Origin of the sequence: Polaribacter reichenbachii (assembly GCF_001975665.1) — a bacterium.
Classification (GTDB): Bacteria; Bacteroidota; Bacteroidia; order Flavobacteriales; family Flavobacteriaceae; genus Polaribacter; species Polaribacter reichenbachii.
Map to the genome: position 1 here is coordinate 3,163,759 of NZ_CP019419.1, position 26,912 is coordinate 3,190,670.

Genomic DNA, 26,912 nt, shown 5'->3' on the forward strand with positions numbered 1-26,912 from the left:
AATATTAACTATTTCTGTTTTTTTAAGAAATGGGTTTAAATTCTAAGTAGTTAAGAAAAATCAATTTATTACTTTTGCAGAAATTTAAAATACAATTATGTTATCAGTTTCTAATCTATCAGTACAATTTGGAAAACGTATTTTGTTTGATGAAGTAAATACCAAATTTCAAACAGGTAACTGTTATGGAATTATTGGAGCAAATGGAGCAGGAAAATCTACTTTTTTAAAGATTCTTTCTGGTAAGCAAGATCCTACATCAGGTCAAGTACATTTAGAGCCAGGTAAAAGAATGTCTGTTTTATCTCAAAATCATAATGAGTTTGATGATTTTCCTGTTTTAGAAACAGTGGTTATGGGTAATAAAGAACTATTCGAAATTAAAAAACAAATAGACGCTTTATATGCTGATTATACTGATGAAAATGCAGAAAAAATTGGTGAGCTTCAAATTGTTTTCGAAGAAATGAATGGTTGGAATGCAGATTCTGATGCTGCAGCAATGCTATCTAACTTAGGTATATCTGAAGATTTACATTATACATTAATGAAAGATTTAGATGGTAAACAAAAAGTACGTGTATTAATTGCACAAGCACTTTTTGGTAATCCTGATGTGTTAATTATGGATGAGCCAACCAATGATTTAGATTTTGAAACAATTAATTGGTTAGAAAACTTTTTAGCAAATTATGATAATTGTGTAATTGTTGTTTCGCATGACAGACACTTTTTAGATGCCGTTTGTACTCATATTTCTGATATTGATTTTGGAAAAATTAACCATTATTCCGGTAATTATACATTTTGGTACGAATCTAGTCAGTTAGCAGCTAAACAAAGAGCTCAACAAAACAAAAAAGCAGAAGATAAAAAGAAAGAGTTAGAAGAATTTATTAGAAGATTTTCTGCTAACGTTGCAAAATCGAAGCAAGCTACTTCTCGTAAAAAAATGATTGAGAAATTAAACGTAGAAGATATAAAACCTTCTAGCAGACGTTACCCAGCTATTATTTTTGAAAGAGATCGAGAAGCAGGAGATCAAATATTAAATGTAGAAGGTTTAAGCAAAGAATTTGAAGGTGAAAAATTATTCGATAATGTTCACATTAATTTAAATAAAGGAGATAAAGTTGCTATAATTTCTAAAAACTCTAGAGCTGTAACCGCTTTTTACCAAATTATTAGTGGTAATTCTGAAGCTGATGGAGGTAAGTTTTCTTGGGGCGTTACTACTACCCAATCTTATTTGCCATTAGATAACTCGTCATTTTTTCAGAATGGGGAATTAAATTTAGTAGACTGGTTAAGACAATATGCACAAACAGAAGAAGAACGTGAAGAAGTTTTTTTAAGAGGATTTTTAGGAAAAATGATTTTTTCTGGTGAAGAAGCTTTAAAGAAAAGTAACGTTTTATCTGGTGGAGAAAAAGTACGTTGTATGTTATCTAGAATGATGATGAAAAGAGCAAATATTTTATTATTAGATGAGCCAACAAATCATTTAGATTTAGAATCGATTCAAGCCTTAAACAACTCTTTAATTAATTTTAAAGGTACTGTTTTATTATCTACTCACGATCATGAGTTTGCACAGACAGTTGCCAACAGAATTATAGAATTAACACCAAAAGGTGCTATTGATAGATACACAACTTTTGATGAATATTTATCTGATAAAAAAATTAAAGAATTACGTGATTCTATGTATTCTTAAAATATATTTTAAGAAACTTTATTTATAAATTAAAAAACCTAATCTAAATTAAAACTTTAGATTAGGTTTTTTAATTTACTATAATACAGTTATTTATATAAATTACGTTATGTAATAAATAGCTTGTTATTTGCTTTTAATTTTTCTGTAAAGGACTAATAATTTTAACATCAGAAAAAGAAATTGCACCTCTTACAACACCATCAATAGTTTTCTTTAAAACTTCTATCAATTGCATTTTTAATTGCGATTTATGATAAATTAAACTCACCTCTCTTGCAGGTGGTGGAGATGTAAATTCTCTTAAATGTTTCTTGTCGTTTTCATTTAAATCTAAAGTATGTAAATAAGGTAATAAAGTCATTCCTAAACCTTCTTTAGAAAGTTTTATCAACGTATCAAAACTTCCACTTTCTAACTGAAAACCTTTTTTGTTATCTAATTTATGTGTTCTACATAAATTAATTACACTGTCTTTAAAACAATGTCCATCTTCTAACAAAAGAATATCTTCCATTTCTAATTCATTCGAAGAAATATTTTTATTATTAAATAATCTATGATTTTGTGGCACCAAACCTACAAAAGGTTCGTAATATAAAGGTCTTTCTTTTATAGCTTCATTCTCTAGAGGTGTTGCAGCAATTGCAGCATCTATATGACCATCAGTAAGTTTTCTAGTAATTTCTTCTGTAGTTAATTCTTCTATAATCAACTTTACTTTTGGGTATTTTTTTGTAAAGTTATTTAAGAACATTGGCAAAAGAGTAGGCATAATAGTTGGTATAATTCCTAATCTAAATTCGCCACCTATATAACCTTTTTGTTGATGTACAATATCTAAAATTCTATTGCTTTCATCTACAATAACTTTTGCTTGTTCAACAATTTTTTTACCAACTTCTGTTAATTCAATTGGTTTTTTAGATCTATTAAAAATTTGTACAGATAATTCGTCTTCTAGTTTTTGAATTTGCATACTCAAAGTAGGTTGAGTAACAAAACTGTGTTCTGCAGCCACTGTAAAATTCTGATATTCTGCTACAGATAAAACGTATTTTAATTGAGTAATTGTCATTTAATAAGAATTTTTGATAAAGATATTAAATGTATCAATTATAACTATTATTTATATTCATAAATTTCACATAAATTTGAATTATAATTAAAAATATAGATAAAATGACCAAAACAATATTAGGATTAGACAAAAAAGAGACTGCTAATTTAGTTGATGAATTAAATGGTTTGTTAGCTAATTTTCAAATATATTATCAAAATTTAAGAGGATTACACTGGAATATTAAAGGAAAAAACTTCTTTGAGTTACACGTAAAATTCGAAGAGTTTTATACAGATTCTCAAATTAAGATTGATGAAATTGCAGAACGTATTTTAACTTTGCAAGGTAAGCCTTTACATACATTTACAGATTATATAGAAAATGCTTCTGTACCAGTTGGTAAAGATATTTCTAATGATGTAGATGGAGTAGAGTTAGTTGTAAATTCTTTATCAGAATTATTAAAAATAGAAAGAAGTATATTAGAATCTTCTGATAAAGCTGATGATGAAGGGACAAATTCTATGATGAGCGATTTTATTGCAGAACAAGAAAAAACAATTTGGATGTTAAATTCTTGGTTAGGTAAATAATTGTTTTTAATCAGGAAATTAGTTTTATTACTGATAAAAGCTTGTTTAAATTTCTTTTAATCAAAGAATTTTAAACAAGCTTTTTATATTTTAAAAGAATAACCAATTTCTAAACCTAAAATATTGTAACCAGCATTTGGTAAATTAAAATCGAGATTTGAAACGTGGCCAAATAAATTTGTACCTATATATAAATAAGAATCAGAAAATGTTTCATAAGAAATCCCCAAAGAAAAATTTTCTAGAAAAGTAAAGCCTTTGGCTATACGTTCTGTTCTAGTATCAATATAATTAAAACCTAAACTAATGGTGCCTTGTAAAGCTAACTTTTTAAAAATTTGTCTTTTTGCAGCAAAACCGAATTCAACACCATATAAATTCATTTTTTTTTGTTGTGTAAATTCTTCTCTTTTTTCAAGGAAATTATCAATATCTGGTGTAACATATTGCTCGTTAATCAATTGATGTTTTATAAACTGAATTTGAGGTTGTACAATTAACTCAATATCAAATTTTTTCCAGTTTGTTAATTTATAAAAGGCCTGTGCTTTATAGGTATTTGTAGAATAATCATAATCAGGATCATCATTTAAAAAATTCTCGTTTGTTGCAGAATTATATAAAAAACCAACCTTATAAGGTTTTAGTTTTGATTCCTTTTTTACATCTTGAGAAACAATAGAAAAACTTATAAAAAATAATAAAACGATTAGGCTATTTTTCATTAATTATACAAACATTTTTGCTACTGTTTCTGCCTTTCTACTTTCTTTATAATCGTAAAAACCTTCACCAGATTTCACGCCTAATTTACCAGCATTTACCATATTAACCAACAGTGGGCAAGGAGCATATTTGGGGTTTTTAAAACCATCATACATTACATTTAATATAGACAAACAAACATCTAAACCAATAAAATCTGCCAATTGCAAAGGTCCCATTGGGTGAGCCATTCCTAATTTCATAACAGTATCAATCTCAGTAACACCAGCAACTCCATTGTATAAAGTTTCAATAGATTCGTTAATCATTGGCATTAAAATTCGGTTGGCTACAAATCCAGGATAATCATTTACTTCAACCGGAATTTTACTAATTTTTTTAGACAATTCTACAATCCTATTCATTACTTCATCAGTAGTATTGTAACCTCTAATTATCTCAACCAATTTCATAATTGGCACAGGATTCATAAAATGCATCCCAATAACTTTTTCTGGTCTTTTAGTAACAGCAGCTATCTGAGTAATAGAAATAGACGATGTATTTGTAGCTAAAATTGTATTTTCATCACAAATAGCATCTAATTCTTTAAAAATTTTAGACTTTAAAGTTGCATTTTCAGTAGCAGCTTCAACAACCAAATCCATATTTTTAACACCATCTTTAATGGCGGTAAATGTGGTAATGTTATTTAAAGTAGTAGTTTTATCAGCTTCAGAAATTTTTTCTTTAGCCAACATTCTATCCAAATTTTTGGTAATTGTGGTTACACCTTTTTGCAAAGCAGCTTCAGAAATATCAATTAAATGTACATTATAATTAAATTGAGCAAAAGTATGGGCAATTCCATTTCCCATAGTTCCAGCTCCAATTACAGCTATGTTTTTCATCAAAAAATAAATTTAAAAGTTAATGTTTTGGGCGTTTTAACGGGCTTTCATTACTCGCTTTTTTGTAAAAAACAAAAAGAGCTCGAACAGACCATTCAATCCCTAACGCAATTTTTTGCCAACAAAAGGCAAAATTTAAATAACGGCTTGTGTTTTAAAACAATCTATTACCCATTGTGCAATTCTTAAAGCTTCAGAACCATTTGCTAAAGTTACAATTGGTGTTGTATCATTTAAAATGGCATCAGCAAAAGTTTCTAGCTCGTCTAAAATTGCGTTATTGTTCGTAACTTCTGGATTTTCGAAATAAATTTGTTTTTCTACGCCTTCATCATTCTTTAAAACCATTGCAAATTCATCTAAATTATCTGGGGCATCTTGTATTCTAACAATTTCTGATTCCTTACTCAGAAAGTTTACAGAAATATAAGCATCCTTCTGAAAAAAGCGAGTTTTACGCATATTTTTCATAGAAATTCTACTGGATGTTAAATTAGCAACACAACCATTTTCGAACTCAATTCTTGCATTGGCAATATCTGGAGTTTCAGAAATTACAGATATTCCGCTTGCGTGCACATCTTTTACCTTAGAATTTACACAAGAAAGAATAATATCTATATCATGAATCATTAAATCTAACACAACAGGCACATCAGTTCCTCTCGGATTAAATTCGGCCAATCTATGCGTTTCAATAAACATTGGGTTGTCTATTTTGTCTTTAACAGCAGTAAAAGCTGGGTTAAAACGCTCTACGTGACCAACTTGTCCTTTTACGTGATGTTGGCTTGCTAAAGTTCTAATCGCTTCAGCTTCTAACATTGTTTTTGCTATTGGTTTTTCAATAAATATATGACGTCCTTTTTCGATTGCTTTTTTTGCACATTCAAAATGTGATAGCGTAGGTGTTACAATATCTACAACTTCTACAGCATCAATTAATTCATCAATAGAACTAAAAGAAGTATAACCAAAATCTTCTACAACTTTTTTTGCATTTTCTTTAGAAGGATCGTAAAAACCTACTAATTCGTATTTTGAAGATTGTTTTAATAATTTTAGATGAATTTTCCCTAAATGACCTGCTCCTAAAACCCCTACTTTAAGCATATATATTATTGTTTTTGTCTTTGCAAAATGATAGAAACAAACATTTTTAATAAGCGTAGTTTGTTAATTATTTTGATAAAGAAGATTGTTTTTAATTAATGATTTTTAAAAAATCAGCTATAAACAAAGATACAATTTTATAAGAGTTTAATTTAATTTATTACTATTTTTAGACTCTTGAAACTGAACCAAAATTGAGAGATACAGCAAAACACCAAGGACTTCGAAACCAATTAGCTAGCGTTTTACAAGCAAAAGGCATTGTAGATAATAATGTATTGAATGCTGTACGTAAAATTCCGAGACATTTATTTATAGACTCAAGTTTTGAATCGCACGCTTATCAAGACAAAGCTTTTCCTATTGCTGCAGACCAAACAATTTCTCAACCTTATACAGTAGCTTTTCAATCGCAAACTTTAAGGATAAATAGAGGCGATAAAGTTTTAGAAATTGGTACAGGTTCAGGTTATCAAACTGCTGTTTTATTAGAGTTAAAAGCAGAAGTATATTCTATTGAAAGACAGCACGAATTGTTTAAGAAGACCTCTTTATTTTTACCAAAATTAGGTTACAAACCAAAGAAATTTATTTTTGGTGATGGTTATAAAGGTTGGCCAGAAAAAGCACCTTTCGATAAAATTATTGTAACTGCTGGTGCGCCTTTTGTACCAAAACCTTTACTAGCACAATTAAAAGTAGGAGGTATGTTATTGATTCCTGTTGGAGATAAAACTCAAATAATGACTTTATTTTTTAGAAAATCTCCAAAAGAATTCGAAAAACACGAATTAGGTGACTTTGCTTTTGTGCCGATGTTAGAGGAGAGAAATTAATTACTTTTTAGTATTTTTCCTATAGAACCTTTTTGAGAAGGAATTAACTCATAAATAAAATTTGGTTGTAAGTTTTTTGTAGTTTTATGAGATACAAAAATTATGGTTGTGTTACTTTCTTGGGCAATTTTATTTATTAAAGCAGTAATTATTTGGGTACTTTTATCATCTAAATTTATTAAAGGTTCGTCTAAAATTAATAAAGGTGGATGTTTAATCATTGCTCTTGCAATTAAAACCAATCTTTGATTTACAACAGATAAATTTTGAAATAATTCTTTACTTTTACTTTCTAAATCTAGCAATTTTAGCCATTCAACTGCTAATTTTTCTTTAAGAATAGTTGGTGTTTTATACAAACCAATACTATCAAAAAAACCAGAAATTACCATTTCTTTTACTGTGGTACTTCTCTGAAACAATTCTAACATTACAGGGTTAAAATACCCGATTTTCTCTTTTATTTCCCAAATACTTTCTCCAGAACCTTTTTTTTGTCCAAATAAATAAACTTCTTGCCCAAAAGCTTTTACATTATTACCATAAATCATTGATAAAATGGTGCTTTTTCCAGATCCATTTGGGCCAATTAATTGCCAAAATTCATTTTTATTGATGTTCCAATTAATATCATTTAAAATGTGATTATCATTATAAGAAACATTCACATTTTGCAAAGAAATTAATAGATTGGGGATGTTTTTATAAAATGTTATTGGCTTAGGAATATTACAGTTAAAATTAACTGTATCTTCAGTAAAACGATAATTATCAATAGGAATTATATTCGTAATTTTACCCTTTTTAATTCCTAAAAAATGTGTAATAATCGGTAGAATTTCTTCTTTTCTACTAATAATTTGAATTAAAGTTATTTTCTTAGATAAGTTAATAAGTCTCTCTTTTAGTTCTTTAACAGATGTTTGATCTAAACTTTCAAACGGACTTTCTAAAACTAAAAAATCAGGATTATTTTCTATTAAATAATTGAGTAAAGCTTTTTTTTGTTCTCCACTAGAAAAAGTACGGATAGATCTTTTTTCTTTTTTGGTTAAAGTACTAGAACTGTGTTTTACCTCTTTTTCTATAAATTTGGTTAAAACAGCATTAGAGAATAGAAGTCCTTTTTTGTTTTTTAAATTAGATATTGAATGATTGCCTTTTAATAGGTTTTCAATTAATTTACTTTTTTTTGAAAGGGTTGTATTTTTAAGAACATAATGGAAATTCTCCATACTTTTTAAAATTTATTTAGCTCTTTGCCAATATTTGGTTTTTCCAAAAAGAGAAAGACCAAGATAACCACGAATTTTTAATTTATCTGGTTTCACTAATTTTATATAGCATTTGTAAACTTTACCATTTCTAGGATCTAAAATTTCTCCTCCAGACCATTCTTTGTCATTTTTTTCTAAACCAGTTAAGATTTCTAAACCTAAAATGGGTTTATCTTTATTGGGTGCATCACATTTTTCACAAATTGCTTTTTGTTTTTCTGGGTCGTTAATTTGTAAAATTTTGGCGTAAGCTTTTCCATTTTTCTTATATACTTCAATTACGGAATCAACTTCGCCTGTTTCATCATTAACAGTATTCCATTTTCCAAAAATAGTTTGTGAATTCATTGAAAATGAGATAAATAAAATAAATAAAGTTGAAAGTAATTTTTTCATAATATATTTGTAATTAAAGATTTAAAGATTTTTTTTAGCTTCTATCCCAATAAACAGTTTTACCAAAAAGAGGAATACCAGCATAACCTCTTACTTTTAGTTTTTTAGAATTTATCAATTTTATATAAACATTAAAATAGTTTCCTGTTCTAGGGTCTAGCCCATAACCACCAACCCATTTGCCATTTTTTTCGGTTAGTTTATATAAGATGTGCAAGCCTAATGCAGGTTTGTCTTTTAAACTTCCTTTGCATTTTTTGCACAGCTCATTTTTTAATTCAGGGTCAGTAATATCAATTATTTTAGCAAACAATTCTCCTTTTTTTTCATAGATTTCAACTACAGAATCTATTTCTCCAGTTTTTTCATCTCTAGAATTCCATTTGCCCAGCACTTCTTGTGCATTCATTGTAATTGTTATAAAAAACACTAAGATAAAAAATAATCCTTTTTTCATTTTAATCATATTTTGCATCAAAATTATTATCCCATTTGCCTTGCACTCTTAAAATTTGCTCAATAATGTCTCTCACACAACCTTCACCACCTTTTTTATCAGAAATATATTTGGCAATTCCTTGAATTTCTTGAGCAGCATCATTGGGTGCAGAAGGTAAACCCACTAATTTCATTACTGGATAATCAGGAACATCATCACCCATATATAAAACATTTTCTGGCTGTAAATTATATTTTTTAACCAACTCATTATATTGTTCAATTTTATTATGCGCGCCTAAATAAATGTCTTTAATTCCTAAGTTTGCCAAACGTGTTCTAACGCCTTCATTTTTTCCGCCAGAAATAATACAAACGTTAAAGCCTTTATCTACAGCAGTTTTTAAGGCATAACCGTCTTTAATATTCATATGTCTAACCAATTCTCCATCTGGCATTATGGTAACCATTCCGTTTGTGAGTACACCATCTACATCAAAAATTAAAGTATTTATTTTTGGTAATAATTGTTTGTAACTAATTTCCATTTTGGATTGATTCTGTTAAGATTGTATAAATTTTTTGTTGCTCTTTATTTAGCAAAGCTAAATGATTTTTTATTGTTTTTTGATCTTTTCTAATAGCTGGGCCAGTTTGCGCATTTTCTGGTGATAATTCTTTAATTTTTGTTGCTGTTTCTTGTATTAAAGGCATTAAAATTTCGAAAGGCACATCATGTGTATTACAAATATCGTTCCCAATTTTAAATAAGTGATTGGTAAAGTTATTTACAAAAACAGCAGCTACGTGAATTATTTTTCGTTGTTCTGAATTGATAGCATAGATTTTATTGCCTATTAATTTGGCTAAGGTTTCTAGTAATTTATAATCTTGCTGATTTTCTGCTTCTAAGCAATAAGGCACATCAGAAAAATCGACTTTTTTATTTTTAGAAAAAGTTTGTAGCATATAAAAAACACCTTTTCTTGTTGTGTTTTTTAATTGATTAATACTAGATGCACCAGAAGTATGTACAATAAAAGTGTTTTTTATTTTTGATGAAACTTCAGCAATAGCATCATCTGAAACAGCAATAATAGTAATGTCTGCTTTTGGAATATCTTGTAACTTTCTAGAACTGATTTGAGTAACCTTAATTTTATCAATATTAGAAAATACATTATATAAATGAAAGCCAACATTTCCTTTTCCAATTACTAAAACTGATATCATAAAACGAAGATATTGAAATTATAAATAAAATTTAGATTTGGTTTTCCTAAATTAGCCATGACAAATTATATATATGAAAGATTCTAAAAAATTAGGTATAAATACAACTTGTGTACACGTAGGTGAAGTTAAAGATAAACAATTTAAAGGAGCAGTTTCTCCTATATATATGGCAACTTCGTATGCTTTTGATAATGTAGATGTTAAACGTTATCCTCGTTATTACAATACTCCGAATCAAGAAATGCTTTGTAAAAAAATTGCGGCTTTAGAAAATACGGAAGATGCATTGATTTTTAGTTCTGGAATGGCTGCAATTTCATCAGCAATGTTGGCTTTCTTAAAAAGAGGAGATCACGTTGTAATTCAGCAAGTTATTTATGGAGGAACGTATAATTTTATAGTCTCAGAATTTGATAAATACGGAATTGAATATTCTTTTACTGAATCTGATAAAGTTGAAGATTTTATTCCTCTAGTCAAAGAAAATACTAAGATTTTATATATCGAAACACCTTCAAACCCGTTATTGGGAATCACGGATATGCAAGCTATTGCTGATGTTGCTAAAGAAAATGAAATTTTAACAATGATTGATAATACGTTCGCTTCACCTATCAATCAAAATCCTTATAATTTCGGAATTGACATTATTATTCATTCTGCAACAAAATATATGGGAGGTCATTCTGATATTTCAGCTGGAGCAATTGCAGCATCTGCAGCACATATTGAACAAATTTGGAAAACCGCCATTAATTTAGGTGGAAATTTAAGCGAGCAAACAGTTTGGTTATTAGAAAGGAGTTTAAAAACGCTAAATTTAAGAGTAAAAGCACAAACTGAAAATGCTAAAATTATGGCAGATTATTTAGAGGCTAATTCGAATATAGATGCTGTTTATTATCCTGGGTTAAAAAGTAATCCTGGTTTTGAAATTGCTGCCAAACAAATGGAAGATTTTGGAGCAATGTTGTCTTTTGAGTTGTCAGAAAATATAGATCCTATGGAGTTTCAACGAAATTTACAGTTGATAAAATCGTCTATGAGCTTGGCTGGTTTAGAGAGCACAACAGTAAGTCCGGCTCAAACTACACACGCTTTACTAAGCGAAGAACAACGTTTAGAAAGAGGAATAAAAGACGGATTAATTCGTTTTTCTGTGGGTATTGAAGAATCTGAAGATTTAATTGCAGATATTGAACAAGCCATAAAAAAAGCGAAGATTTAAAATCTTCGCTTTTTCGTCGTTTAACAAATTATACAAACTTAGAAAGGCCAAATAATTGGTACCAATAATAAGGTTGTAATTACAAATAGTATTAAAAGCGGAAAGCCTACTTTTAAATAATCCATAAATTTATAATCACCAGAACTCATAACCATTGCATTTGTTGTAGTTCCAATAGGAGTTAAAAATGCGGTAGATGCACTAATTGCAACTGTTATTAATAATGGTTCTGGAGAAATATTTAAGGTTCCTGCAGCCAAAATTACAATCGGTGTCATTAAAACTGCGGTTGCAGAATTATTAATAAACTGACTAAATGTTGTTGTTAATAAGAAAATTCCACCTAATAATAGTGTAGGGTTACCTTCTCCTAAAAAGCTAATTAATGAATTAGAAATCATTTCAGCAGTTCCGGTTTTTTGAATTGCAACACCCATAGGTATCATTGCAGCAATCATTACAACACTAGTAAAACTGATACTTTTATAAGCTTTTGTAAAGGGTACACAGCCAGAAAATAATACAATACCAGCAGAAATTAATGCGGCTATAGAACCTGGTACAGCTTTAACAACTAAAAGAACAATCATTAAAATTAATGCACCTAAAGCGATATAAGATTTTGGTGTAAGTTCATCAACATCTTTTAACATTTCTTCTGGGCTACCTACAACTACTATGTTTTTATGCTGATCTTTTAATTTTTCAATATTTTCCCAAGGACCTCTAATAATAAAGCTATCACCAGCGTTTACTCTCATTTCTTCTTCTAAATAAGGTTCTCTGTTTCTAGAAGTTGCTAATAATTGAATATCATATCTTTTAAAATATTCTTTTAATTTCATTTTTCTACCTACTAGAAATGATTTTGGAGAAACTAATACTTCTGCCATACCAACTTCTTGACTAATTAAGTTATTACGTAACTCACTTTTAGCAGATTCTTTTGTTAATAAACCTAAATTAAACTCAATCATTAACTTATTAATATCTTCAGTATTACCTTTAACAGTAATAATATCATGGTATCTTAATTCAGTTTCATTCTGAGGAAATTCAATATAAGGTTGCGTACCTTTTAATCTATTTGGGTGTCTTCTTTTTAAACGAATAACATTAATATGGTATTTATTTTCTAAATCCCAATCACTTAATTTAGTATTAAGTAAAGTAGATATTGAACGAATTCTTAGTCTATAGTAATGATTGTCTATTTGATAAGCTTCAATCCATTCGTGTAAAGTTGAGTCTATATTAATAGGTTTATTATTTGTTTTATTAGTTGGTAATAATTTAAACCCAAAGTATCTAAAATAAATAAGAGCAATAATTAACAGCGGTAAACCAATTAAACCAAATTCAAAGAAAGAAAAGCCTTCAAAACCAGCTTCTATTAAAGCATTATTAGCAATAATGTTTGGTGGAGTACCAGTTAAAGTTAACAAACCACCTGTATTAGAACCAAAAGCAACCGGTATTAAAATTTTAGATGGCATTGTACCAATACTCCAAGCCGAAGAAATTGTTGCAGGTAATAAAGTAGCTACTGTACCAGTATTACTTACAAAACCAGATAAAACTCCAGAACCTAATGTGATAATTACAAGTAGTTTAGGGACACTTTTACCAGCCAATTCAATTAATTTTTTTCCTGCTAAAGCAGTCCAACCAGTTTGTGATAAACCTTCTCCAATAATAAAAAGAGCAGCAATCATAATTACAGTAGGATTGCTAAAACCACTTAGAGTTTCACTTAAATTTAAAATTCCGCACAAAAATAGACTTAGCATAGAAACTAAGGCTACTACATCTGGGGAGTATTTACCCCAAACAAATAAAGCAATGGTAATAACAAGGATAATCAGCATTAAAGTCATAATATATTTTTTATTTTGATGATGTAAAATTAGCATCAATATACATTGGTTTTTATGATAGATATCATACTCTTAAGAAGCCATTAACTTTTATGAATTCAATAAAAAAAAAGCTATTTTTTTTTGAAAATAAAAATCGAAAACGTAATAGAAATCTTTTAAAACGAAATATAAGCTTTAAATAGATTATTTTTGATTGCTGTTGATGAAGGTTATTAAATAAATATTTTTTTTGTTTGATATAAATTCGTCATTTTTAAACTTTATAAACAAAATAATCATTTATGAAATTAGATATTTTAGCATTTGGAGCTCATCCTGATGATGTAGAATTAGGAAGTGGAGCAACAATTGCCAAAGAAATTTCTTTAGGTAAAAAAGTAGGAATTGTAGATTTAACCAGAGGTGAATTAGGTACACGTGGTTCTGCTGCAATAAGAGATATAGAAGCCAAAAATGCTGCAAATATTTTAGGAGTTTCTGTAAGAGAAAACTTAGGTTTTGCAGACGGATTCTTTGTTAACGATAGAAAACATCAGCTCGAGATTATAAAAATGATTCGAAAATATCAACCAGAAATTGTGTTGTGTAACGCTATAGATGATAGGCATATAGATCATTCTAAAGGAAGTAAGTTAGTTTCTGATGCTTGTTTTTTAAGCGGATTGTTAAAAATTGAAACCACAGTAGAAGGGAAGCTTCAAGAAAAATGGAGACCTAAGTATGTATATCATTATATACAATGGAAAAATATTGAGCCAGATTTTGTTGTTGATGTTACTGGCTTTATGGAAATCAAAGAAAAATCGGTATTGGCATATAGTTCTCAGTTTTTCGATCCAACAAGTAACGAGCCAGAAACACCAATAACCAGCAAAAATTTTACAGAAAGTATAAATTACAGAGCAAAAGATTTAGGAAGGTTAATTGGGGTAGATTTTGCAGAAGGCTTTACGTCAGAACGTTATGTAGCTGTAGAAAATTTAAGTAAATTAATTTAATTTTTTTCTTTCCATAATTCAAAAATTAATTATATTTGCACCCGCAAGTTATATGGTGGTTGTAGCTCAGTTGGTTAGAGCGTCGGTTTGTGGTACCGAAAGTCGCCGGTTCGAATCCGGTCTTCCACCCAAAATACTTTGAATTAAAAAGCCTATCTTTTCAGATAGGCTTTTTTTAGGGGTAAAGGGGATTTAATTGATTCTTTCTTTAAATCAAATATTGAAGGTTTAACTCCCAAAAAAATACAATGCTAGGGAACAATATATTTTTCTTTTTGTTAAACTCTAAATTATACGATGGGCTCGCTAATTAGAATTCTTAACAGAATCTTCAATATTTGATAGTTTTTGAACAATGTCTTTAGACAACTCTTCAAATTGTTTCATAACTATGTTTTTTATATGCTGTTCAATAGGGGATTGAACTTTTAGGGGGACATAATTATTTTTATATTTTCCATTGCCAGTAAATAACCACATTGGGTCTATACCTTCTATATTATCTATAATAGCAAGCAAAATAGTTTCATTAGGTTTTTTTGTATAATTAACCACTGCACTTATCAATTGTTGCGAAACTCCAATCAGTTCCGAAAACTGTCTTTGATTTAATCCAGTATCTTTAAAAACCTTTATTACTCTATCAGAACGTTGTTTATCTTCATCTTTCATAATAACACTTCAAATGTAGTAATAATTTACCACAAACAATGTATTTTTATCAATAAATATGGTAATATTTTTAATAAAGTATTTAAATCGCTATTAATCAGTAATTTATGATATATAAAAATATGACTTGTAAAAAAAAAGCCTACAGAACGTAGGCTTTTTTTAGGGGTAAAGGGGATTTAATATAAATTAAAAACCAAATATTAAAGATTATAACCTAAATAATATTGCCTAGGGAACAATACAAATGAGATTTGTTAATTTTGTAATTACGATGGGCTCGTTAATTAGAATTCTTAACAGAATCTTCAATATTTGATAGTTTTTGAAGGATGTCTACAGACAATTCTTCAAACTCCTTTCTAACTATGTTTTTTATATGAAGCTCAATAGGGGATTCTACTTCTAGGGGTTCATAGTTATTCTTTTCAGAACCAACACCGGTTAACAACCACATTGGATCAATTCCTTTTATTTTATCAATAATAGCGAGTAAAATAGCTTCATTTGGCTTCTTAGTATAATTAATTACTGCACTTACTAACTGTTGTGATACTCCAATGAGTTCAGCAAACTGTCTTTGGTTTAATCCAGAATCATTAAATACTGAAATTACTCTATCAGAACGTTTTTTATCTTCAATTTTCATAGCGTGAGGGACTAACACCACAAATGTAGTAATTATTTACTACAAACAATGATTATTTTTAAAAAAGTTTTAATTATTTTTTTAAAGCAGCAATGATTTCTGTCTTTTTCCTTGCTGACACAGGGATGTTAGAAGAATCAGTTAATATTAAATAACCTCCATCAGACTTGATAAATTCCTTAATGAAGCTCTTATTTACTAAATGACTCTGATGAACACGTAAAAAATTAACCTCTTTTAAGATGTCTGAGTAGTACTTTAAGGTTTTAGAAACAAGAATTTTAGTGTTATCTAGTAAATAGAAGGTTGTGTAGTTATTATCAGACTTACATCTTACTATATTCTCAATATCAACAATAATAATCTTTTCTGATGTATGCAGTGAAAGTCTTTTTGGTTTTTCTGTAGGTTGTGTAACTAACTGTTTTAAAACACTTAATTGTTTTTGTCTTGGTTGAATTTGATCTTTAGCTTTGGCAATTGCGTTTGTTAATTCGTTAATAGAGTAGGGTTTAAGTATATAATCTATTGCAGCAAATTTAAAAGCTTTAATAGCAAATTCATCGCTTGCAGTAACAAATATTACCTTAGTATTTAAGTTGGGTACAATTTCTAAAATATCAAAACCAGTACCATCACCTAACATAATATCTAGAAAAAGTAAATCTGGTTTTAGTGTTTGTAATTGCTTAGAAGCCTCTACCACACTAGAAGCTTTACCTATAATTTCTATTTCTGGATGGTTTCTTTCAATATCATTAGATAACATTTCTAAAGCTTCAGGAATATCATCTACCACAAATGATGTAAACTTTTTCATAATTGGAGTATTGGGTTTTAATAATCTGTTTTTAAAGGGATTCTAAAATTTACTTGAGTTCCTTTAATATCTTTATCTTCTTTAATCTCAGATATCTTTAAATTACTTTTGGTGCTAATTAAATATAATCGTTCTTTAGAAACCTTTAAAGCTACTGATTTATGATGAGAATGTTGCTTTTGTTGCTTAGATTGATGGATACCAATTCCGTTATCAATGATACTACAAAGTAAGAAATGATGTTTTACTTCAAAATTAATCATTATTTCACCTGTTTTGTTTTTCTGGAAAGCGTGTTCTATAGAATTCTCTACAAATGGCTGTATTAACATTGTAGGAATTAGTATTTCTTCTGGATCTATATTGTTTAATTGTGTGTTTATTGAATAGGTAAAAGTCTTAGCACTCATTCTTTGCTCAAGTTCTATATAGTTCTTTAAAAGGTCTATTTCTTCTTGTAGAGTAATCTCTTCTTTTCTAGAATTGTTTAATATACCTCTTAATAAAACAGAGAATTTAGAAATGTTACTATTTAAATCATCTATTTTACCTGCATTCCCTAATGCTTTTATTCCGTTTAAAACATTAAAAATAAAATGTGGATTCATTTGTAATTGTAGAGCTTTTTGCTCTAATGTTAGTAAACGATTCTTCAATTTTAGTTGATCTACTTTTTCTTTATTCTTTTTATTGATGTTTTCGATATAGAAATGGAGTGAAATGTAAGATATTAATAAGAATGCAATGACTACAGCAAAAATAAACCAAGCTTGCTTGTAAAATGGCGCATCAATTGTAAATGTGAATGATTTAAAATCGCTTTCAAGAGTATTAATCTTTGATTGAACCTTGAAATGGTATTTACCTTCATTTAAATTAGGGAAATTAACAGTATTGTTAGTAGACCAAGGAGAAAGTTTACCATTTAGTTGATACCTATATTGTACTTTTTTAGGATTATATAAATCAATCGTTTTAAATGATATAGCAATGTTATTTTCTGAATTTGAGAGCTTTACATTATTCACCACAAATAAGGATTCTTGATTTTTATGGTTTACCTGTAGATTTTCAAATTGGATTAAAGGTCTATTTATTGGATTTATTTGATTGTTTTTAATAACATATATCCCTTTATCTGAGGCAATATATTTAAAGCCTTTATTATCTTTAAAAACGGAATTAATTTGATTTGTTTGTAATGAATTGTACTTATTTATTTTTTGTTTAAATGTAAAATATGGAAGTGAAAAAACTTCAATTCCGTTTGTTTTTGAAGTAACCCAAAGCTCATTTTTTAGTTTTTTTATTGATGAAATATCGCTTATAGTTTCAATAATTTCTGATATAGAATCTTGTTTAATGATTAATAATTCATTTTTAGCTGTAGCTGCGATTATTGTATTTTGAAAAATCTCTAATGAATTTGTTTTTGTTTTATTTAATAATTTTATATTGCTTAAATTGAGTGTTTTGTCTAACTTAATTAAACCTTTACTTGAAGATAAAAAATATGAATTATCAATGTAAATAATATCGTTTATGATAGAAAAATCTATAGAAGAATTAATTTTAACAGGTGTTAAATTATCATTTTTTAAACTATAGATTCCTTCTATAGTAGCAACATAAACCTCATTTTTATGAACCAATGTTTTTAGTACTTTTTTTGAGGTATATGTTTTTTCTTCAGATTTATTTTTAATGAATAATCCATTTTCTAAACCAGAATAGATCACATCATTTTGATCAATAAAAAGATTTGTTGTTTTTAATTTATGAATTTGAATAAAATCGTCACCATCAAATTTTACCAAACCTTTTTCTGTGGCAATCCATAAATAACCAATTTTATCTTGTTTAATATCATAAACTATATTACTTGGCAATCCATCTTTGATGGTAATATTTTGAATTTCATTTTGAGCAACAATATTTATCGCAAAAAAAACAAGACTTAAAAAAATGTATTTTTTTAAAATAGACATAAAACAAACTTACTAAATTAAATTTTTTGAATTTGGATAAATGAGTAACATCATTAAAGTTACATCAATCTTTAGATTCTAGATAATACTTATAAAAATATATTTAATTAAAACGTCATTATACAGTATTTCGCATAATGACGTTTCTAAAAACCAATTCTCCTTTTCAATTATTTCATTGCGTACAAACGTTTGTTATTTGTATCTGGTGTAATGTGCTGTAATTCTCCATAAGGTTTAATTAAAGGCTTTAATACTACTAACCCTGTCGTTTTTCCTTTAATTATCAATGTACTATTTTTCATAGAGTAGGTCCATCTAAATTTATCAATAGGAACGTTTAATTGTTTAACTTCAAAATAAAATACTTCTTGTTGCTCTATAAAATCCATAATTTCTTCTTGATTTTCAAAAGTTGGCACCTCTTCATCAGAATTATGATAATCTAATTCAAATTTTAAAGGAATATTAAAATGTGTTGCGTAAGCTTCACCTACAAATCTTTCTTCATCATTATTTAAAGCGGTTAACCAATCAATATCTTTTTCTTCTGGATATTTTTTAGCAATTTCTTTTGATAAGTCTACTTTTCCTGGTGAATTTGCTGTAGGATAAAACACATAATGTGGTTTTGCTAAATAATGTTTGCTAAAATCGCCATCAAAAATTGAATAATAAGGTGAAGCTACCACATTTGGTAATTCATCTGCACAAAAGGCATCTTTAAAAACTTTCATTAATGCTGTATTTTCTCCTAAACCATTTGCGTGAAAAATAATTTTAGAATTCGCGTTTACACTTTCTTGTAAAATTGGTAAAGTGCCTTTTGTAATGTGCATTCTTAAAGATTCTGCAGTCACTTTTTCTCCTTTAACAACAGTTTCTAAAGACATTCCTTCAAAAGGATTGCTATTATTTACAATATGAATTTCTCCATAAGGATTTTCGTTTTCGTTTTTGTTTAACCAATTAATAATCTCTTCTACAGAATATTGATCTTCTACAATTTGATAGTTTTTTTCTTTAAAAAATGATCTTGCATTGTTGTAATAGGTTTCATTTCCTTTATCATAACCTGTTATAAATACTAAAGGATTTCTAGTAACCACTTCTTCTTTTACTGTATAATCTATGGTATTTTCTGCAATTAATGTTGATGTTTCATTTTTTACTACAGATGATGTTTTATCGCAATTTACAAATAGACTTGAAGTTAACATAAATGCTGTTGCGAATACTGATGTTTTAAATATTGAGTTCATAATTTCTATTTTTAAATGTTAATACACTGTAAAAGTAGTGGAGAACTTTACCTAAATTTTGGCTGTTTTAGAATTCGTGATTGGTATATTAGAATTCGTAAAGAATTGATTTTAACTTTTATAAAATTTCTATTAAAACATAATTTCTTAAATTTAGAATCTAATCAAACAAAACCATTATGAAACGCTTAATTAACCTATTGGTACTCTTTTTAGTATCTACTATTTTTTCTCAAAACAATGAAGTTTATTTCACGTTAAAACCAACCTTAACTCCAGATGGTAGTGAGGTTATTTATAGTTATCAAGGAGATTTATGGAAAGTGAATTCTAATGGAGGAGATGCTTTTAGACTTACTGCTATGGATGGAACAGAAACAGATCCAAGTGTTTCTCCTGACGGAAAATGGTTGGCATTTTCTAGCAATCAATATGGGAATTACGATGTATATATAATGTCTTTAAATGGAGGAGAAATAAAACAACTTACTTTTCATCAAAGTAATGATAAGGTTACTTCATGGAATTGGGATAGTAAAACAATTAATTTTACGTCGAACAGATTTAATAGAATTACAAATTTTACAATTTCTATTGATGGTGAAACTCCTAAAAGAACTTTTCCTCATTATTTTAATACCATCCATAATGTAGTGCAACACCCAAAAACAGATGATATTTACTTTAATGAATCTTGGGAAAGCTCAAATTTTGCAAATCGAAAAAGATATAAAGGCGATTATAATCCTGACATAAAATCATACAATATTAAAACCAAAAAATTCACAAAACATACTTCTTACAGAGGTAAAGATTTTGGAGTTACCATAGATAAAAACGGAACTGTTTACTTTAAATCTGATGAATATAAAGGAGAGTACAATTTGTATCAATTAGAAAACGGAACTAAAAAAAGGCTTACAAATTTCTCTACATCTATTATGTGGCCTAAAGTTAGCGCAAATGGAAACAAAATTGTTTTTAGAAAAGACTATCAAATCTATGTGTATGATGTTGCTAAAAATACTTCTAAAAAGCTAAACATCAACATCAATAACAATTCTACAGTGGCTAAAAACCAATCTTACAACGTTAAAGGAAATATTACCTTTTTTGATGTTTCTGCTGATGGAAAAAAGATGGCTTTTGTATCTAGAGGAAAATTATTTGTTTCTGATGTAAAAGGGAAGTTTATAAAAGAAATTGATACTAAAAAAGACGAAGCTGTTCAAGAAGTAAAATGGTTAAAAGATAATAAATCTCTTATATACTCTAGGTCTTATAATGGGTATTACAATTGGTTTTTGGTTGATGTTACTAATGCATCTAGCAAAAAGCAAATCACAAAAAATACGATGAACAATAGACAAATTACTTTTAATAGTGATTTAACTAAAGGTGTTTATTTATCAGGAAGAAATGAGATTCATATTATAGATTTAAAAACTTTTAAAAGTGAATTGGTTGTAAAAGATGAACTTTGGGGGTTTTATAATTCAAACCCTTACTTTTCTCCAGATGATAAATACCTAGTTTATAATGCATACAGAGATTTTGAAGCAGATATTTTAGTATACAATATGGCCTCTAAAAAGACAATAAATTTAACAAATACAAAGGTTTCAGAATCAGAACCTGCTTGGTCTTCTGATGGAAAATATATTTATTTTACTTCAGAAAGAACTTCTCCGAATTTTCCTAGTGGAGGAAAGGGAGCATCTAAAGTGTATCAAATGGCTTTAGATAAGTTTGAGAAACCTTTTAAAATGAATAAAGTAAATGAATTGTTTGCTAAAAAAGATACAACAAAAAAGGATAAAAAGAAGCCTGAAATTAAGGTTGATATAAATTCGAATGGATTAATGGATCGTTTAACAAGAATTAGCCCAAGGTTTGGGAATCAAAGAAATATTTCTATTATTAATTCTGGTGATAAAACCCATATATTATACATTTCGAATCACGATGAAGGGACTAACAAATTATGGAAAACAACTATTGAGCCTTTTGAGAACAATAAAACTGTAAAATTAGGTGATACTCGTATTTTTGGCTATCAATATGTATCAGCAAAAAAGAACCACTATATTTTGGCAAGTGGTAAAATTCATACATTAAACTTAACCACCAATAAATTAAAAGCAATTGCTATAGATACTAAGTTTAATAAATCTTTAGCTGATGAGTTTGAGCAAATGTATTTTGAAGCTTGGGCAGGAATGGAAGAAAATTTCTATGATGAAAATTTTCACGGTCAGAATTGGCAAAAATTAAGAGATCGCTATGCAAAATATTTGCCTTATGTTTCTGAAAGAGCAGATTTAAGACTAATTTTTAATGATATGTTAGGTGAATTAAATACATCGCATTTTGGTTTTAATTCTTATGGTGCAGAAGAAAAAATATATTACGGAACCAGAACTCTAGCTACAGGTATTGTTTTTAATAATGATAATCCTTATCAAGTAGATCGAATTGTTACAGAAAGTCCTGTTGATGTAAAAAATAAAGGAATTAGAAAAGGTGATGTTTTAATTGCAGTAAATGGAGTAGAAGTTGATGCAACTAAAAACAGAGAATCTTATTTTACAAATCCAGAAAATAAAGATGAAATTCAATTAACATTCTCTAGAAATAAAACCAATTTTGATGTTTACATTCATACCACAAGCTATCTTAATGTAAGAAATTTAATTTATGATGAATGGCAAGATGAAAATCAAAAGTATGTAGATCAAAAAACAAATAATGAAATTGCTTATGTGCATATGAAAAATATGGGTGGTGGAGAATTGACCAAATTTTATCAAGATTTAATGAGTGAAGAAGCTTATAAAAAAGGATTAATTTTAGATTTAAGATACAACACAGGTGGTAATGTACACGATGCAGTGTTAAACTTTTTACAACAAAAACAATATTTAAACTGGAAATATAGAGAAGGAAAACTAACAAGTCAGTCTAATTTTAGTTATGGAAATAAACCAATAGTTTTGCTAATTAATGAGCAATCTCTTTCTGATGCAGAAATGACAGCTGCTGGTTTTAAAGAATTAGGTTTGGGTACTATTGTAGGTACAGAAACGTATAGATGGATTATTTTTACATCAGGTAAATCTTTGGTTGATGGTTCTTTTTACAGATTACCTTCTTGGGGTTGTTATACTTTAGATGGCAAAGATTTAGAATTAAATGGAGTTGCTCCAGATGTTTATGTGGGTAAAAATTTTAAAGATCGATTAGATAAAAATACACCTCAATTAGATAAAGCTATTGAGATTATTATGCAAAAAATAAAGTAAAATTAGAAATACAGGTATTCATTTTCAGACCCCACAGGTTTTTAAAACCTGTGGGGTCTTTTTATGCGAGTTTTCTATACTTCACGGCTTTTCGTTAAAAAATGAAATTATAACAATAATATCAACTAATTTTCAAACAAGTCTAGCCCAGATTGAAACGACATCCTTTTTTCTTTTTCAGAAAAAAGATATAGTGTAAAGCTGGAAATAGCTTCTAAAAACTCAACTTTTCTGCCAAATATGGAGCAGTATAAGAGGATTTGTTTTTAGCTAAATCTTCTGGAGTTCCTTGAAAAATAAGGTTTCCGCCATTTTTACCACCTTCTAAACCTAAATCAATAATATAATCTGCACATTTAATTAGTTCTATGTTGTGCTCAATAACCACCACAGAATGACCACGTTCAATTAAAGCATTAAAAGATGCTAATAATTTTTTAATATCGTGAAAATGTAAACCTGTTGTGGGTTCATCAAAAATGAATAAAGCTTTGTCTTTTGTGTTACCCTTTACTAAAAAGGAAGCCAATTTAATTCGCTGTGCTTCACCACCAGAAAGTGTAGAAGAAGACTGGCCTAGAGTAACATAACCCAAACCAACATCTTGCAAAGGTTTTAATTTACTGGCAATTTTAGGTACTAAATTTTCTGAGAAAAAGGCAACTGCATCATCTATGGTTAAGTTTAAAATATCGTCTATCGATTTATTTTCGAATTTTACTTCTAAAACCTCTTTTTTAAATCTTTTTCCATTACAAACATCGCATTCTAAATGCACATCTGCCATAAATTGCATTTCAATAGTAACTTCACCTTCACCTTTACAAACTTCACAACGTCCGCCTTCTACATTAAAAGAAAAATGTTTGGGTTTATAATTTCTGATATTTGATAATTTTTGATTTGAAAACAACGCTCTAATATCATCGTAAGCCTTAATGTAAGTTACAGGATTTGAACGCGAAGAACGCCCAATCGGATTTTGATCTATAAATTCTACGTGTTTTAAAATATCAAAACTTCCTTTAATTTCAGTATATTGTCCAATTTTCTCTCCATAACCAGAAATTTGTTTCTGTATGGATGGATATAATATTTTCTTAACCAAAGTACTTTTACCTGAACCAGAAACTCCTGTAATAACCGTCAAAGAATTCAAAGGAAAATTAACATCTATATTTTGTAAATTATGCTCTCTAGCACCAATTACCTGAATATTATTTTTTGATGTTCTTCGTTTTTTAGGAACCTCAATTTTTAACTCTTCATTCAAGTATTTAGCCGTTAACGATTCTGATTTTAGAATTGTTGCAAATGTACCTTCTGCAACCACATTACCACCAAAAGTACCTGCTTCTGGGCCAATATCTATAATATAATCGGCTTCTTTCATGATATCTTCATCGTGTTCTACCACAACTACTGTATTACCTAAATCGCGTAAGTTTTTTAAAACACCAATTAATCTTTCTGTGTCTTTTGGATGTAAACCAATACTGGGTTCATCTAAAATATACATAGAACCCACTAACGAACTACCTAAAGAAGTTGCTAAATTGATACGCTGACTTTCTCCACCAGAAAGTGTGTTCGAAGTTCTATTGATGGTTAAATAGGAGAGGCCAACATCTGTTAAAAACTGTAATCGATTATTGATTTCTGTTAACAATCGTTTTCCTATTTTTTCTTGATATTTATCTAGTTTTAAGTTTTTGAAAAACAGAGCCAATTCATCTAATGGTAAAGAAACTAAATCTGAAATGGTTTTTTCATTGATTTTTACATAGTTGGCTTCTTTTCGTAAACGCTTACCATTACACGTTGTACACTTGGTTTTACCACGATAACGTGATAACATGACTCTATTCTGAATTTTATAGCTTTTTTCTTCTAAAACCGAAAAGAAATGATGAATTCCGTTAAAAGATTTGTTACCATTCCAAACTAATTCTTTTTGTTCTTCTGATAACTCAAACCAAGGTTTATGAATAGGAATATCAAATTGATAAGCTACCGAAATTAACTCTTCTTTATAATGAATGTAAGAAGGAGTTCTAAAAGGAAAAATGGCATCATCAAAAATAGATAAACCAGTATTTGGTATTACTAAATCTTCATCTATACCAATTACATTTCCATAACCTTCGCAAGTTGGACAAGCTCCATAAGGATTGTTAAAACTAAATAAATGCGTATTTGGTTCTAAAAAAGACATTCCGTCTAAATCGAATTTATTACTAAATTCCGCAACCTTGTTATCTGCTAAACTTTCAATAAAACATATTCCTTTACCTTCAAAGAAAGCAGTTTGTATAGCATCGGCTAATCTGTTGTAAAAATCTTCATCATTTTTAGTTACAATTCTATCAACTACTAAAAATAAAGCTTCATTTTTATAATCCTCTTGAGGAAAATCTGATATTCTATAAACAGTATTATTCCATTTTAAACGCGCATAACCTTGTTGTTCTAAAACTTGTAAAACAGTTTTTAAATCGCGGTTTTCATCAATAGCAATAGGTGCTAACAATAATAATTTTGTTCTATCTTCAAACTCTTTTACAAAATTTACTACATCAGAAACTGAATCTTTTTTTACTTCTTTACCAGAAATAGGAGAGTAGGTTTTACCAATCCTGGCATATAATAATTTTATATAATCGTAAATTTCTGTGGATGTACCTACTGTAGAGCGTGGATTTGTAGAATTAACTTTTTGCTCAATAGCAATTGCTGGTGCAATACCTTTAATATAATCGACTTTTGGTTTGTGCAGTTTGCCTAAAAATTGACGTGCGTAAGAAGATAAACTTTCTACATAACGTCTTTGGCCTTCTGCATACAATGTATCAAAAGCCAATGAAGATTTACCAGAACCAGATAAACCTGTAATTACAACGAGTTTATTTCTGGGTATAACAACATCAATATTTTTTAAATTATGGAGTTTAGCTCCTTTTATGATGATGTTTTCTTTCGGGTTTACAGTAGAAATATCAGTATTCATTCAATATAAATATAAGGGATAAAAATACCACTATTTTCAAGGACTTTAAAAAAAGATGAATGCCAAATTTGTTAAAAAGTTTGTTGGATTAAAAATTAAAGTTATATTTGAAGACTTAATATTCACAAAATTAGACGCATATAGTTAAAAACTACTTTTAAATTATTAGTTAGAATAATAAAATTGAAGAACAACTTGTTCCTCAAAAAAAGTAGTTATGATGCAAAAAAAAACAATTTCAGATAGTACTTTAGTAAGTGATTATATTAGAGGAAATGAATCAGCTTTAGGTGTTTTAATCAAAAGACATCAACAAAGGCTTTTTAGCTTTATTTATAGTAAGGTTAAAGATAAAGACATTACAGAAGATATTTTTCAAGATACTTTTATAAAAGTAATTAGAACATTAAAAAAAGGTAATTATAACGAAGAAGGTAAGTTTTTACCTTGGGTGATGCGTATTGCTCATAATTTGGTGATCGATTATTTTAGAAAGTCGAATAGAATTCCTGCTTTTAGTACTACAGATGAATTTGATATTTTTTCTGTTTTAAGTGATGGTAATCTAAATGCAGAAAAACAAATTATACAAGAACAGATTTTTGCCGATGTTAGAGAACTCGTAAATGAGCTGCCAGACGAACAAAAAGATGTTTTGGTAATGCGTATGTATAAAGATATGAGTTTTAAAGAAATAAGTGAAAACACTGGTGTTAGCATTAATACAGCTCTAGGTAGAATGCGTTATGCACTTATAAATATGCGTAAATTAATAGAAAAAAATAAAATTATTTTAGTAAACTAACAATAAAGAGAAATTT

At 28.4% G+C, this 26,912-nt stretch carries 23 protein-coding genes and 1 tRNA gene; 8 read left to right on the plus strand and 16 right to left on the minus strand.

The window, feature by feature from the left end; translation table 11 throughout:
• Positions 1-97 precede the first annotated feature (97 nt).
• Entirely contained in the window at positions 98-1,717 is a 1,620-nt protein-coding gene (locus BW723_RS13460) for an ABC-F family ATP-binding cassette domain-containing protein (protein WP_068360082.1), read from the plus strand.
• A gap of 136 nt (positions 1,718-1,853) precedes the next feature.
• Here the strand turns inward: BW723_RS13460 and BW723_RS13465 are convergent, their stop codons facing one another.
• Positions 1,854-2,795, minus strand: coding sequence for a hydrogen peroxide-inducible genes activator (locus BW723_RS13465; RefSeq protein ID WP_068360061.1), 942 nt, complete (start codon positions 2,793-2,795; stop codon positions 1,854-1,856).
• Positions 2,796-2,899: 104 nt separating this feature from the next.
• On the opposite strand from BW723_RS13465, the gene BW723_RS13470 reads away from it, so the two are divergent.
• Positions 2,900-3,373 (plus strand): Dps family protein, encoded by a 474-nt coding sequence (locus BW723_RS13470; RefSeq protein WP_068360059.1) that lies wholly within the window; start codon positions 2,900-2,902, stop codon positions 3,371-3,373.
• Between the two features lie 83 nt (positions 3,374-3,456).
• On the opposite strand, the gene BW723_RS18040 is transcribed toward BW723_RS13470, so the two are convergent.
• From BW723_RS18040 to BW723_RS13485, 3 genes are all read right to left on the minus strand, one after another.
• Entirely contained in the window at positions 3,457-4,098 is a 642-nt protein-coding gene (locus tag BW723_RS18040; RefSeq protein WP_226789167.1) for an acyloxyacyl hydrolase, read from the minus strand.
• 3 nt (positions 4,099-4,101) lie between these two features.
• Entirely contained in the window at positions 4,102-4,989 is an 888-nt protein-coding gene (locus BW723_RS13480) for a 3-hydroxybutyryl-CoA dehydrogenase (RefSeq protein ID WP_068360057.1), read from the minus strand.
• Positions 4,990-5,124: 135 nt separating this feature from the next.
• The gene (locus BW723_RS13485) at positions 5,125-6,102 is read right to left on the minus strand and encodes a Gfo/Idh/MocA family oxidoreductase (protein ID WP_068360055.1); all 978 of its coding nucleotides are present in this window, start codon (positions 6,100-6,102) and stop codon (positions 5,125-5,127) included.
• 194 nt (positions 6,103-6,296) lie between these two features.
• On the opposite strand from BW723_RS13485, the gene BW723_RS13490 reads away from it, so the two are divergent.
• Positions 6,297-6,938, plus strand: coding sequence for a protein-L-isoaspartate(D-aspartate) O-methyltransferase (locus BW723_RS13490; RefSeq protein WP_068360053.1), 642 nt, complete (start codon positions 6,297-6,299; stop codon positions 6,936-6,938).
• Here the strand turns inward: BW723_RS13490 and BW723_RS13495 are convergent.
• Genes BW723_RS13495 through BW723_RS13515 form a run of 5 tightly spaced genes read right to left on the minus strand, consistent with a single transcriptional unit; the run spans position 6,935 to position 10,282 of the window.
• Positions 6,935-8,173 carry an ATP-binding cassette domain-containing protein gene (locus BW723_RS13495; protein ID WP_068360051.1) on the minus strand — a complete coding sequence of 413 codons (1,239 nt, stop codon included), beginning with the start codon at positions 8,171-8,173 and terminating at the stop codon, positions 6,935-6,937. The genes BW723_RS13490 and BW723_RS13495 overlap by 4 nt on opposite strands.
• A gap of 12 nt (positions 8,174-8,185) precedes the next feature.
• Complete coding sequence (locus BW723_RS13500) at positions 8,186-8,611, minus strand: DUF2147 domain-containing protein (protein ID WP_068360049.1); 426 nt, start codon at positions 8,609-8,611, stop codon at positions 8,186-8,188.
• Between the two features lie 34 nt (positions 8,612-8,645).
• A complete protein-coding gene (locus tag BW723_RS13505; RefSeq protein ID WP_068360072.1) occupies positions 8,646-9,068 on the minus strand; it encodes a DUF2147 domain-containing protein in 423 nt (140 codons plus the stop codon).
• Between the two features lies 1 nt (position 9,069).
• Positions 9,070-9,597, minus strand: coding sequence for a KdsC family phosphatase (locus tag BW723_RS13510; protein WP_068360047.1), 528 nt, complete (start codon positions 9,595-9,597; stop codon positions 9,070-9,072).
• The gene (locus BW723_RS13515; RefSeq protein WP_068360045.1) at positions 9,587-10,282 is read right to left on the minus strand and encodes a Rossmann-like and DUF2520 domain-containing protein; all 696 of its coding nucleotides are present in this window, start codon (positions 10,280-10,282) and stop codon (positions 9,587-9,589) included. The genes BW723_RS13510 and BW723_RS13515 overlap by 11 nt, the downstream gene beginning before the upstream one ends.
• Positions 10,283-10,355: 73 nt before the next feature.
• Between BW723_RS13515 and BW723_RS13520 the strand changes: the two genes are divergently transcribed.
• On the plus strand, positions 10,356-11,513 hold the full coding sequence (locus BW723_RS13520; RefSeq protein ID WP_068360043.1) for a trans-sulfuration enzyme family protein: 1,158 nt from the start codon (positions 10,356-10,358) through the stop codon (positions 11,511-11,513).
• A 38-nt stretch (positions 11,514-11,551) separates the two neighbouring features.
• On the opposite strand, the gene BW723_RS13525 is transcribed toward BW723_RS13520, so the two are convergent.
• Positions 11,552-13,426, minus strand: a complete 1,875-nt coding sequence (locus tag BW723_RS13525) for an SLC13 family permease (RefSeq protein ID WP_226789169.1) — start codon at positions 13,424-13,426, stop codon at positions 11,552-11,554.
• A 248-nt stretch (positions 13,427-13,674) separates the two neighbouring features.
• On the opposite strand from BW723_RS13525, the gene bshB1 reads away from it, so the two are divergent.
• Complete coding sequence (gene bshB1, locus BW723_RS13530; RefSeq protein WP_068360040.1) at positions 13,675-14,391, plus strand: bacillithiol biosynthesis deacetylase BshB1; 717 nt, start codon at positions 13,675-13,677, stop codon at positions 14,389-14,391.
• Positions 14,392-14,445: 54 nt separating this feature from the next.
• Positions 14,446-14,521 (plus strand) — tRNA-His (locus BW723_RS13535).
• Between the two features lie 176 nt (positions 14,522-14,697).
• Here BW723_RS13535 and BW723_RS13540 read toward each other — a convergent pair.
• The 5 genes from BW723_RS13540 to BW723_RS13560 form a co-directional block, all read right to left on the minus strand.
• Positions 14,698-15,063, minus strand: a complete 366-nt coding sequence (locus BW723_RS13540) for a helix-turn-helix domain-containing protein (protein ID WP_068360038.1) — start codon at positions 15,061-15,063, stop codon at positions 14,698-14,700.
• A gap of 283 nt (positions 15,064-15,346) precedes the next feature.
• Positions 15,347-15,730, minus strand: coding sequence for a helix-turn-helix domain-containing protein (locus BW723_RS13545; RefSeq protein ID WP_162274040.1), 384 nt, complete (start codon positions 15,728-15,730; stop codon positions 15,347-15,349).
• A 55-nt stretch (positions 15,731-15,785) separates the two neighbouring features.
• Positions 15,786-16,532, minus strand: a complete 747-nt coding sequence (locus BW723_RS13550; RefSeq protein ID WP_068360035.1) for a LytR/AlgR family response regulator transcription factor — start codon at positions 16,530-16,532, stop codon at positions 15,786-15,788.
• A 17-nt stretch (positions 16,533-16,549) separates the two neighbouring features.
• Positions 16,550-18,520, minus strand: coding sequence for a sensor histidine kinase (locus BW723_RS13555; RefSeq protein ID WP_068360033.1), 1,971 nt, complete (start codon positions 18,518-18,520; stop codon positions 16,550-16,552).
• Between the two features lie 170 nt (positions 18,521-18,690).
• Positions 18,691-19,782 carry a hypothetical protein gene (locus BW723_RS13560; RefSeq protein WP_068360031.1) on the minus strand — a complete coding sequence of 364 codons (1,092 nt, stop codon included), beginning with the start codon at positions 19,780-19,782 and terminating at the stop codon, positions 18,691-18,693.
• A gap of 179 nt (positions 19,783-19,961) precedes the next feature.
• Between BW723_RS13560 and BW723_RS13565 the strand changes: the two genes are divergently transcribed.
• The gene (locus BW723_RS13565; RefSeq protein WP_139059101.1) at positions 19,962-23,084 is read left to right on the plus strand and encodes a S41 family peptidase; all 3,123 of its coding nucleotides are present in this window, start codon (positions 19,962-19,964) and stop codon (positions 23,082-23,084) included.
• 214 nt (positions 23,085-23,298) lie between these two features.
• Here the strand turns inward: BW723_RS13565 and uvrA are convergent, their stop codons facing one another.
• Entirely contained in the window at positions 23,299-26,091 is a 2,793-nt protein-coding gene (gene uvrA / locus BW723_RS13570) for an excinuclease ABC subunit UvrA (RefSeq protein ID WP_068360027.1), read from the minus strand.
• A gap of 220 nt (positions 26,092-26,311) precedes the next feature.
• Between uvrA and BW723_RS13575 the strand changes: the two genes are divergently transcribed.
• Positions 26,312-26,896, plus strand: a complete 585-nt coding sequence (locus BW723_RS13575) for an RNA polymerase sigma factor (RefSeq protein ID WP_175335407.1) — start codon at positions 26,312-26,314, stop codon at positions 26,894-26,896.
• Positions 26,897-26,912: the final 16 nt, after the last annotated feature.